The organism is Flavobacterium sp. 103 (assembly GCF_003096795.1).
Taxonomy (GTDB): Bacteria; Bacteroidota; Bacteroidia; order Flavobacteriales; family Flavobacteriaceae; genus Flavobacterium.
In genome coordinates this window covers 1175366-1186898 of the sequence record NZ_QENX01000001.1, presented here as the reverse complement: position 1 = coordinate 1186898, position 11533 = coordinate 1175366, and the positions used below count along the sequence as shown (strand labels likewise).

The 11533-nt window shown below is 34.2% G+C and carries 11 protein-coding genes; 9 read left to right on the top strand and 2 right to left on the bottom strand.

What is annotated here, in order from left to right; genetic code table 11:
• The first annotated feature begins 52 nt into the window (after positions 1 to 52).
• Entirely contained in the window at positions 53 to 511 is a 459-nt protein-coding gene (locus tag C8C85_RS04860; protein ID WP_116796068.1) for a DUF4252 domain-containing protein, read from the top strand.
• Between the two features lie 84 nt (positions 512 to 595).
• Here the strand turns inward: C8C85_RS04860 and yihA are convergent, their stop codons facing one another.
• Entirely contained in the window at positions 596 to 1216 is a 621-nt protein-coding gene (gene yihA, locus C8C85_RS04855; RefSeq protein WP_116796067.1) for a ribosome biogenesis GTP-binding protein YihA/YsxC, read from the bottom strand.
• A 29-nt stretch (positions 1217 to 1245) separates the two neighbouring features.
• Positions 1246 to 2019: an alpha/beta fold hydrolase gene (locus C8C85_RS04850; protein WP_077373371.1), complete on the bottom strand. Its 774-nt coding sequence runs from the start codon at positions 2017 to 2019 to the stop codon at positions 1246 to 1248.
• A 375-nt stretch (positions 2020 to 2394) separates the two neighbouring features.
• On the opposite strand from C8C85_RS04850, the gene C8C85_RS04845 reads away from it, so the two are divergent.
• The 8 genes from C8C85_RS04845 to C8C85_RS04810 all read left to right on the top strand — a co-directional run bounded on the left by C8C85_RS04845 (position 2395) and on the right by C8C85_RS04810 (position 11532).
• Complete coding sequence (locus tag C8C85_RS04845) at positions 2395 to 2868, top strand: division/cell wall cluster transcriptional repressor MraZ (RefSeq protein WP_116796066.1); 474 nt, start codon at positions 2395 to 2397, stop codon at positions 2866 to 2868.
• On the top strand, positions 2843 to 3751 hold the full coding sequence (gene rsmH / locus C8C85_RS04840) for a 16S rRNA (cytosine(1402)-N(4))-methyltransferase RsmH (RefSeq protein WP_173503614.1): 909 nt from the start codon (positions 2843 to 2845) through the stop codon (positions 3749 to 3751). The genes C8C85_RS04845 and rsmH overlap by 26 nt, the downstream gene beginning before the upstream one ends.
• 4 nt (positions 3752 to 3755) lie before the next feature.
• Positions 3756 to 4103, top strand: coding sequence for an FtsL-like putative cell division protein (locus C8C85_RS04835; RefSeq protein ID WP_116796064.1), 348 nt, complete (start codon positions 3756 to 3758; stop codon positions 4101 to 4103).
• Positions 4094 to 6097 (top strand): penicillin-binding protein, encoded by a 2004-nt coding sequence (locus C8C85_RS04830; RefSeq protein ID WP_116796063.1) that lies wholly within the window; start codon positions 4094 to 4096, stop codon positions 6095 to 6097. The genes C8C85_RS04835 and C8C85_RS04830 overlap by 10 nt, the downstream gene beginning before the upstream one ends.
• Positions 6094 to 7557: a UDP-N-acetylmuramoyl-L-alanyl-D-glutamate--2,6-diaminopimelate ligase gene (locus C8C85_RS04825; protein ID WP_116796062.1), complete on the top strand. Its 1464-nt coding sequence runs from the start codon at positions 6094 to 6096 to the stop codon at positions 7555 to 7557. The genes C8C85_RS04830 and C8C85_RS04825 overlap by 4 nt, the downstream gene beginning before the upstream one ends.
• A 6-nt stretch (positions 7558 to 7563) precedes the next feature.
• Positions 7564 to 8793: a phospho-N-acetylmuramoyl-pentapeptide-transferase gene (gene mraY / locus C8C85_RS04820; protein ID WP_116796061.1), complete on the top strand. Its 1230-nt coding sequence runs from the start codon at positions 7564 to 7566 to the stop codon at positions 8791 to 8793.
• Position 8794: 1 nt separating this feature from the next.
• On the top strand, positions 8795 to 10126 hold the full coding sequence (gene murD / locus C8C85_RS04815; RefSeq protein WP_116796060.1) for a UDP-N-acetylmuramoyl-L-alanine--D-glutamate ligase: 1332 nt from the start codon (positions 8795 to 8797) through the stop codon (positions 10124 to 10126).
• Positions 10127 to 10212: 86 nt separating this feature from the next.
• Complete coding sequence (locus C8C85_RS04810) at positions 10213 to 11532, top strand: FtsW/RodA/SpoVE family cell cycle protein (protein ID WP_116796059.1); 1320 nt, start codon at positions 10213 to 10215, stop codon at positions 11530 to 11532.
• The last annotated feature ends 1 nt before the right edge of the window (position 11533 follow it).

The following is an 11533-nucleotide window of genomic DNA, read 5'->3' as shown; positions in this document are numbered from 1 at the left end:
AAATTTCTGTTACAAAAGAAAAGGATAATCGTCTTTATTTTAAACAGAAATTATGAAGAATATAATTGCATTATCGCTAGCATTAGTTTTGGTTTCTTGTGGATCCAAAGCGCCTTATGAAACATTTAGGAAAGAAAATAAAGAAGAGGTTGCAGTTTCTTTTGGAGCTTCCCGTTTTCTGGTCAGAACACTTATTGGTAAGGAGGAGTTTGAAGATTTGACTAAGCAAATTTCGGGAATCAAAAAGTTTCATGTATTGATTTCAAAATCAAATCCAGAATCTTTAAAAACTAAATTTGATGTTTTTTTGAAGAATAATGATTTTGAGGAAATTTTTCATTCAGCGAATACAAACGAAAAAATTCGCATTTACTCTTTTGAAAAAGGTGAACAGCTGAAGGAGGTTATTGTTGAAATTGAAAATGGATCTGAACTGTTACTCGTAAAAGTTCAGGGAGATTTGATAATAAATGACTTTGAAAAATTAACAGCTTTTAATGAGGTGAATTAATTTTTCTAATTATTAGAAATAAAAAATCCCAAAGCTGAAATTAAAAATTCAGTTTTGGGATTTGTTTTTTTAAGTGTAAAGATTTTAAAACTCCGAATTATTTTTGAATACTTCTTGGTTTACTTCGTCTATGTAGTTTAATAATTCTTCTTTTCCTGTTGATTCTGTCGCCGAAGTAACAAAGTATTGTGGCATTTCAGCCCAATTATTGGCAAACATTTGTTTCTTATAAGCTGCAATATGTGAATCGATTTTTACTTTACTGATTTTATCGGCCTTAGTGAAAATAATGCAAAATGGAATTTCACTTTCTCCCATGTACGACATGAATTCAATGTCGATTGTCTGTGCTTCATGACGAACATCAATTAAAACAAAAGCACAAACCAGTTGCTCTCTTGTTTCAAAATAATCAGTGATGAATTCTTGAAAAACAGATTTTGTTTTTTTAGAAACTTTAGCATAACCATAGCCCGGTAAATCAACTAGAAACCAATTGTTGTTGATTAAAAAGTGATTGATAAGCTGTGTTTTTCCAGGTCTTCCAGATGTTTTTGCTAATTTTTTGTGATTAGTCAACATATTAATCAATGATGACTTTCCAACATTGGAACGACCAATAAAAGCATATTCCGGCAAAAAGTCCTTTGGACATTTGCTTACATCTGAGTTGCTTATTACGAATTCGGCAGTATTAATTTTCATGTTTTTGAGTATAAAATTCTCCTTTTCGATTAGTGTTCTCTAAGATGAGTGTGGGTAAGCCAGTCTTCAAGATGCTTGTTAAATTCTTCTGGTTGTTCCATCATGGCGGCATGACCACATTTGTCAATCCAGTACAAAGTGGAATTAGGTAATAACCTGTGGAATTCATCCGCTACATCGGGAGGGGTAACTTGATCGTTTTTTCCCCAAATAATACAGGTTTGCACATGCATTTTTGGTAAATCTTTGGCCATATTATGACGAATGGCACTTTTGGCAATAGTCAAGGTCTTGATTAATTTTATACGATCATTTACGGTTGCATATACTTCGTCAATGAGTTCTGGTGTTGCAATTTTTGGGTCGTAAAATACATCTTCAGCTTTTTTCTTAATGTATTCGTAGTCGCCTCTTTTTGGATAACTGTCTCCCATGGCGCTTTCGTATAGTCCAGAACTTCCGGTAATTACCAGTCCTGATACTTTTTCAGGAAACATTTTAGTATGATATAATGCAATATGTCCTCCAAGTGAATTCCCTAAAAGAATGACTCTGTCTAATTTTTTGTAAGTAATGAAGTTTTTTACATAGACAGCAAAACTCTTTACGTTTGTTTTTAATATGTTTTGAGTGTAAATAGGTAAATCGGGGATGATGATTCTGTACCCTTTGTTAGAAAAGTAACTAGCCACAGCGTCAAAATTGCTAAGTCCCCCCATTAAACCATGTAAGATGACAATCGGAATTCCTTCTCCTGCTTCGTAATATCCGTATTTGCCTTCTTTTTTATAGTATTTTTCCATGTTTTAAATGACAATTTTCAATTTTTCACAAATATAGGGTTTATAAAATTAAAAAGAATTTTAGTGGCTATTTTTTAACCTTTTATTGTCTCTCCTGAAAAGAAAGGTTTTGACTGGATATTTCGTTAGTTTTTTAACTAATAATTGATGGATTTTTTAGGCTTTTAAGAGTGTGCTTTGATAATCAAAAATGCAGGCTTTTAAACAAAACACAATCTTTCTTACAAATAATCGGTGTATTGGCTAACGTTCTGATTGTCTATAAACTAAGCGTTTTCGAGTAAAAGTGGTTAAACTTATTAACAAAGTGGTATATAGTGGTAAATTGTGGTAAAATTTTATATATTTTTGCTTTATACAATTAACACTATTCACTTGGACACAATTATAGGAACATATGAGTGTAAAGTCGATGCAAAAGGACGGGTTTTATTACCTTCTCCCTTAAAAAAGCAATTGGCTTCCTCGCTTCAAAACGGTTTTGTTTTGAAGCGTTCTGTATTTCAGCCCTGTTTGGAATTGTATCCTATGGAAGAGTGGGACTTGATGATGAAAAAAATCAACAAACTTAATCGTTTCGTAAAAAAAAACAATGACTTTATCCGTCGTTTTACGGCTGGAGTAAAAGTGGTAGAAATTGATGCATTGGGTAGGTTGTTGGTTCCTAAAGATTTAGTGGTTTTTGCCAGTATTGATAAAGATGTGGTTTTTTCTTCTGCAGTTAATATTGTAGAAATTTGGGATAAGGATTTGTATGAGAAATCAATAGACGGTGCAGATGTTGATTTTGCGGATTTAGCCGAGGAAGTAATGGGTAATTTAAATGACGACGACAATGGAATATCATAATCCAGTATTGCTACATGCTTCGGTAGATGGCTTGAATATAAACCCAGACGGAGTTTATGTGGATGTAACTTTTGGAGGAGGTGGTCATTCAAAGGAAATATTGAGTAGGCTGGGGCCAAATGGTAAATTGTTTGCCTTTGACCAAGATGAAGATGCTTTAGCAAATGCTTTGCCTGATGAAAGATTTACGCTTATTAACGAAAATTTTAGATTTATAAAAAGGTTTTTGCGTTTTTATGGTATAAAAGAAGTCGATGGTATTTTGGGAGATTTGGGAGTTTCTTCTCATCAGTTTGATGTACCTGAAAGAGGTTTTTCGACTCGATTTGATGCCGGACTGGATATGAGAATGAGTCAAAAAAATGATTTGAATGCCTATCGAGTAGTAAATGAATATGATGATGCCAACTTGAGAAGAGTGTTTTTGGATTATGGAGAGTTGAAAAACGCACCAGCTTTGGCCAGAACAATTATAGAAGCTAGAGAGCATCAATTAATCAAAACGACAGATGAATTGAAAGAAGTCTTGGCGAAATATTTGCCTGAAAGAGTTCGAAATAAAATATTGGCTCAAATCTATCAGGCGATTCGTATTGAGGTAAATCAAGAAATGGATGTTTTGAAAGAGTTTTTGGAACAATCCCTTGAAATTTTGAAACCAGGAGGAAGATTGAGTGTGATTTCTTATCATTCATTAGAAGATAGATTGGTAAAAAGATTCATAAAAAATGGAATGTTCGAAGGAGAGCCTGAGCGCGATTTTTATGGAAATTTTTCGGTTCCTTTTAAAACTATCGGAAAATTAATTGTTCCTGATAACGAAGAAATCAAAATAAACAATAGAGCCAGAAGTGCTAAGTTGAGAATTGCTGAGAAAAAGTAATAAAATGAAAGGTGGAATTTATAACATATTAAAAGCACAGTTTCTTATAGATGATAACGCAGTCAAAAATTGGCGCTTTATTGTCTTTGTGATTTTACTTGCTATAATAATGATTGCCAATACACAGCGTTACGAACAAAAAGTATTTAAGATTGTTGAATTGACCAATAAAGTAAAAGAGTTGCGTTCTGAATTTGTAGACAGACGTTCTGAGTTGATGAAACTCAAAATGGAATCTACGGTTTCGGCTAAGATGGAAGAAAAACAAATTTTCCCATCAACCGTTCCTCCAGTTAAAATAGAAGTTGAAGAACCTAAAGAGAAAAATTTCTTAGAAAGAATATGGCAGTAGAAGATAAATATATATCCTATAGAACCTACTTGGTTGCCGTTTTCATCTTTTTGATGGCAATTGCCATTGCTGTTAAGTTAACTAATATTCAATGGGTTGATGGAGATCATTATCGAGAATTAGCTAAAGAAAGAACAGTTAGAAATTTTGTTATTCCTGCAAATAAAGGGAATATCTATTCAGCTGATGGAAGCCTTTTGGCAACCTCAATTCCTAATTATGCAATTCGTTTTGATGCTGTTGCACCAAAAACAGAAGTTTTTGAGAAAAATGTAAAATTGCTTTCGGATTCATTAGGCATGCTGCTTAAAAAATCCAGCAGTACAATTCAAAGTGAATTAAGAAGAGCGAGAGCGCATAAAAACAGATATTTTTTGGTGGCTCAAAAGTTGAGTTATACTGAATATATGAAAATAAAAGGCTTTCCGTTATTTAATTTGGGAGCTTATAAGGGCGGAATTATAATTGAGCAAAAAACAGTTAGAGAACATCCAATTGGACACATAGCTGAGCGTACTATTGGTTATGAAAGAAAAATGCCTGAAGGATATTCAGACGGAAAAGGGATCGAGTGGGCGTATAGTAAATACCTAAACGGAAAAGACGGTAAGATATTAAAACAAAAAATTGCTAAAGGGCAATGGAAACCTATCCGTGATGTAAATGAAGTAGAACCACAAGATGGATATGATGTTATCTCAACGATAGATGTTTATATTCAGGATATTGCACATCATGCTTTGTTGAAACAATTGGAAGAATACGAAGCAGATCATGGTTGCGTAGTTGTTATGGAAACCAAGACAGGTCATATCAAAGCCATTTCAAATTTAGGAAGAGCAACTGATGGTAGTTATTATGAAACTACCAATTATGCTTACGCTGAATCCCATGAGCCAGGGTCTACTTTTAAATTAGTTGATTTGATGTCGATTTTAGAAGATAAAGTTGCGGATACAAGTACTGTATATGATAGTCACGGTGGAGTTGTTATTTACTCAGGAAGGAAAGTAAGAGACTCTCATGAAGGAGGTTATGGTAAAATATCTTTGGCTAGAGGATTTGAAGTTTCTTCGAATACAGTAATGGTTCAAGCCGTTTATAATAATTACAAAAATAATCCTACGAAGTTTGTGAATCATATTAATTCCTATGGTTTAAATAAGAGACTAGGATTGGCTTTTAAGGGTGAAGGAAGGCCAGTTATTCCGCAACCGACAGATAAAAATTGGTCTAACATTTCACTTCCGTGGATGGCTTTCGGATATGGAGTTTCGGTTACACCTTTGCAAACTTTAACCTTTTATAATGCTGTTGCTAATAATGGAGTAATGGTAAAACCACAATTAGTTTCTGAAATCAAAGCTTGGAATAAGACCATAAAAAAATACGATACAGAAGTTATGAATCCAAGGATTTGTTCTCCTGAAACGTTAAAAAAAGTAAGAGCAGTTTTGGTTAATGTGGTAAAAAAAGGAACAGGGTCAAAATTGTATTCCAAAGATTTTTCTATGGCAGGTAAAACGGGGACAGCGCAAGCAAATTATGCGGCAAATGGAGGAAAAGATAAACATTATGTTTCTTCTTTTGTAGGCTATTTTCCAGCTGATAGTCCTAAGTATTCCTGCATTGTAGTGGTTCATAAACCTAATACTTCGGGTAATGATTATTATGGTGCCGATGTTGCTGGGCCAGTTTTTAAGAGAATTGCCCAAAAAATATTTACAGATACGCCTTCTACGAATGTGATTAAGAAATTAGATAATCCTAATCCAAAACAAGAGAGCAGTTATAATGCCTATTATGTAAAAATGCAGAAAAAGCAAAATTCTGTTCCAAATGTGAAAGGAATGTCAGGAATGGATGCAGTTGCGTTATTGGAGAATTTGGGCTTAAAGGTTAAAGCTATTGGAATTGGGAAAGTAAAAAAACAATCCATTCAAGCGGGACAAAGTATTGTAAAAAATTCATCAATTCTATTGGAATTATCATGAGTATACTAAAAGACATATTATATAAAGTAGCGATAGAATCTGTAACGGGTTCTACCGAAATTGCTATAAACCAATTGAATTTTGATTCTAGAAAAGTAGAAAAAAATGACGTTTTTATTGCGATTCGAGGGACTATTTCAGATGGGCATGATTTTATTGAAAAAGCAATTGGACTTGGTGCTACAGCGGTTATTTGTGATACGCTTCCGGCTAGTCTGCAAAATGGAGTGACTTATGTGTGTGTGAAAGACACCAATGCCGCCTTGGCTTTTATGGCTGCCAATTATTTTGGTAATCCATCGCAAAAGCTAAAATTGGTTGGTATTACAGGAACGAATGGTAAAACAACTATTGCTTCTCTGTTATATCAAATGTTTAAAAAAGCAGATTTTAAAGTAGGTTTGCTTTCTACTGTGAAGATTTTAGTTGATGATGTAGAATATAAAGCAACCCATACTACTCCAGATTCTATAACTATAAATTCTTTCCTCAAGGAAATGGTGGATGCTGGTGTTGAATATTGTTTTATGGAGGTAAGCTCGCATGGTATTCACCAAAAGCGAACTGAGGCTTTGCATTTTAGAGGAGGAATATTTACTAATTTATCCCATGATCATTTAGATTATCATCCGACGTTTGCGGAATATAGAGATGTAAAAAAATCTTTTTTCGATCATTTACCAAGTGATGCTTTTGCTCTTACCAATATCGACGATAAAAATGGGCAAGTAATGCTTCAAAATACTGCTGCCAAAAAACTTACTTATGCTCTAAAAACGTATGCCGATTATAAAGCACAAATTCTAGAAAATCAATTGTCTGGTTTGTTGTTGAAAATAAATGGTAATGAAGTTTGGGTGAAATTAATTGGAACTTTTAATGCTTATAATCTGTTGGCAATATATGGAACGGCTGTAGAATTAGGGTTAGATAGTTTGGAAGTATTGCGATTGATGTCTGAATTGGAAAGTGTTTCTGGACGATTCCAATATATTGTTTCCAATACAAACATAACGGCTATAGTAGATTATGCTCATACACCAGATGCACTCGAAAATGTTTTGAATACCATTAACGATGTACGAACCAATAATGAACAATTAATAACAGTTGTGGGGTGTGGTGGAAACAGGGATACTGCAAAACGCCCTGTTATGGCCAATATCGCCACAGAATTAAGTGATAAAGTAATTTTGACTTCGGATAATCCTAGAAACGAAGAGCCGGAAGCCATTATTCAAGAAATGGAAAAAGGGATTCAAGCTCAAAATTTCAAAAAAGTTTTGTCGATTACGGATAGGCTGCAAGCGATTAAAACAGCTTGTCAATTGGCACAGCCAAATGATATTATATTGATTGCTGGTAAAGGGCATGAAACCTATCAGGAAATCAAGGGGGTACGTCATGATTTTGATGACATGAAAAATGTAAAAGAGATTTTAGATCAACTGTTAAAATAAAACAATATGCTATACTACTTATTTCAATATTTAGACAAAGTAATGGATGTTCCTGGTACAGGGGTTTTTCAATACATCACCTTTAGATCGTCCTTAGCATTGATGTTATCATTGTTATTGTCTACCATTTATGGAAAACGCATAATTGGTTTTTTAAGTAGACAGCAAGTGGGAGAAACAGTTCGTGAATTGGGGTTGGCTGGACAAAATGAAAAAGCGGGTACACCAACAATGGGGGGTATCATTATCATATTTGCGACTTTGGTTCCTGTGATACTTTTTGCTAAACTGCATAATATCTATATTGTTTTATTGATAGTTACCACCTTATGGATGGGAACTATTGGTTTTATTGACGATTATATTAAGATTTTTAAGAAAGACAAACAAGGTCTTAAAGGTATATTTAAAGTATTTGGTCAAGTTGGACTAGGAGTAATTGTTGGGTCAGTTCTGTATTTCAGCCCTGCCGTTACCGTTAGAACCGATACAGGTAAGGTTGATATTTTTAAACAAACTACAGAAACTGTTGTTAAACCAGCTTCAATGGAGGAAAAATCAACTGCAACTACAATTCCTTTCTTCAAAAATAATGAATTTGATTATGCCGAATTATTAGCTTGGACAGGCGAAGGGTATGAAAAATGGGCTTGGTTGGTTTTTATTCCAATCGTCATTTTTATAATCACAGCAGTTTCAAACGGGGCCAATTTAACTGACGGTATTGACGGTCTGGCTGCAGGAACTTCTGCGGTTTCGGTTTTTGCATTAGCGATTTTCACATTTGTTTCGGGTAATATTATTTTCTCAAACTATCTAAACATAATGTACATACCCAATTCGGGTGAGATGACCGTTTTTATAGCTTCATTTCTCGGTGCTTTGATTGGTTTTCTTTGGTACAACTCCTACCCAGCATCTGTTTTTATGGGAGATACAGGAAGTTTAACTATCGGAGGAATTATTGCGGTACTAGCAATTGCTGTTCGAAAAGAAATGCTAATTCCTTTATTGTGTGGAATCTTTCTGGTTGAAAACTTCTCTGTTGTTTTGCAAGTAAGCTATTTTAAATATACTAAAAAACGCTTTGGAGAAGGGCGAAGGATTTTTCTAATGTCACCACTGCATCATCATTATCAAAAGAAGGGATATCATGAAAGTAAGATAGTGACGCGGTTTTGGGTAGTAGCTATCATGCTGGCCATTTTATCAATTGTTACACTGAAACTGAGATAGTATGAGGCTAGTGATTTTAGGGGGAGGAGAAAGTGGTGTTGGTACTGCTATTCTCGGTAAGAAAAAAGGTTATGATGTTTTTGTTTCCGATTTTGGAAAGATAAAAGACAGTTATAAAGAGGTGTTAATTATAAACGGCATCGCTTGGGAAGAAGAAAAACATACTGAGGGTTTAGTTTTGAATGCCGATTTGGTTATGAAAAGCCCCGGTATTCCTGATAAATCACCAATTGTGAAGCAATTAAAAAGTAAAGGTATTGCGGTAATCTCCGAGATTGAATTTGCCGCTCCTTTTACCAAAGCTTTTACGGTCGGAATAACAGGTAGTAACGGGAAAACAACTACCACAATGCTTACTCATCATTTGTTGAAAACGGCAGGATTGAATGTTGGGTTAGCCGGAAATGTAGGTAAAAGTTTTGCATGGCAGGTCGCAGATAATGATTATGATTTTTATGTAATTGAGTTGAGCAGTTTTCAGTTAGATGGAATTGTGGATTACAGACCAGACATTGCTATAATAACGAATATTAGTCCTGATCATTTAGATCGATATGAGTACAAATATCAAAATTACATAGAGTCTAAGTTTCGTATCACGATGAATCAAACGGAGGAAGATTTCCTTATTTACGATGCAAATGATGAAGCCATTTTAGAATGGTTGAGTAAAAATAAAGTTAAAGCCAAATTAATTCCTTTTTCGTTAACCGACGAATTTACTGAAGGAGCTTATATAAAAAATAACAAAATGGAAGTAAAGATCAACCAAGAAGAGTTTACAATGGACACAGAATACATTGCATTAGAAGGAAAACATAATTTAAAGAATGCTATGGCAGCCACTTCTGTTGCAAAAATTTTGCAAATAAGAAAAGAAACGATTCGTGAGAGTTTATCTAATTTTCAAGGTGTTGAACATCGTTTGGAAAAAGTTTTGAAGATTCAGAATGTTCAATATATCAATGATTCAAAAGCTACTAATGTAAATTCAGTATTCTTCGCTTTAGACAGTATGAACACACCTACTGTTTGGATAGTGGGAGGAGTTGATAAAGGAAATGATTACCATGAATTAATGTCGTTAGTTCGTGAAAAAGTAAAAGCAATTGTTTGTTTAGGAGTTGATAATAAAAAAATTATTGATGCCTTCGGGAATGTGGTTGATATAATGGTTGAAGTAACTAGTATGAGTGAAGCTGTTCGTATGGCCCAACGTTTATCTGAAAAAGGAGATACAGTGTTATTGTCTCCAGCATGTGCCAGTTTTGATTTGTTTGAAAGCTATGAAGACAGAGGAAAGCAATTTAAACAAGCGGTAAAGAATTTATAAAAAAAGAGTTTAAAAGTTTAAAGTTTAAGGTTGATGTCACTCAACTTTAAACTTTAAACAAAATAAACCTTCAAACAAAGATTATCATGAAAGAACTAATTAACAAGCTAAAAGGAGATAAAGGCATTTGGTCATTCGTGGCCTTGTTGGGCCTGTTTTCCTTTATGCCAGTTTTTAGTGCAAGTAGTAATTTGGCTTATTTAGGGCATGGTACTGGGAATACTTTGGGTTATTTGGTGAAGCATTTTGCCCATATCTGTATTGGTTTTTTAATTATTTATTGGGTTCATAAAATTCCTTATCATTATTTCAGAGCCATTTCAAAAGCGGGATTGCCTGTAGTTTGGATTTTATTGGCTTATACTTTGGTTAAAGGAACTGTGATTGCAGGTGCCAATGCCAGTCGATGGATTCAGATTCCATTCATCGGGTTGTCGTTTCAAACTTCTACACTGGCGGCGATTATGTTGTTTATTTTTGTTGCTCGTTATTTATCTAAAACCAGAGAGACGCCTATTACTTTCAAGTCCTCTTTATGGGAGCTATGGACTCCGGTTTTTATAACTTTGATGTTTATTCTGCCGGCAAATTTTTCGACCACGGCTTTAATTTTTGCAATGGTAGTTATGCTTGCTTTTATAGGTAGATATCCTTTGAAGTACATATTTTTTATCATAGGTTCTGGAGTTGTGATTTTGTTTTTGTTTTTTTTAATGTCAAAAGCTTTTCCTGAATCTAAATTTTTCAGTAGGGTAGGGACTTGGCAAAGTCGTATTGAGAATTTTACAAGTAATAAAGCAGACGAGGATGATTATCAAATAGAAAAGGCTAAAATTGCTATTGCTTCAGGTCAATTATATGGTTTAGGACCAGGGAAAAGTGTTCAGAAAAATTTCTTGCCACAGTCCTCTTCCGATTTTATTTATGCCATTATTGTTGAAGAATATGGACTTGTTGGAGGTTTGGGGGTTCTAATATTGTACCTTCTTTTGTTATTCCGATTTGTAGTTGCCTCACATAAGGCGAATACGCTCTTTGGAAAATTAGTGGTAATAGGTTTAGGCTTTCCAATGATTTTTCAGGCCATGATTAATATGGCAGTTGCGGTGGAATTATTGCCAGTTACAGGACAAACATTGCCTTTGATAAGTAGTGGAGGTAGTTCGATTTGGATGACCTGTTTCGGACTCGGAATTATTTTGAGCGTGACCAAGAAAGAAGAGGAAATTGCACAGGAAAAATTAGAAAAAGAAAAAAGAGAAGAAATACTTCAAAAACTTATAGATAGAGAATTGGAAGCAGATCTTGAGGAAGCAGATTTTAAAAATGTAAATGACAATTTTGACACAAGCGGTTATTCTATTACGGATAATTCAACAAACCCAATGGATGCGGTGTTGAAATAAT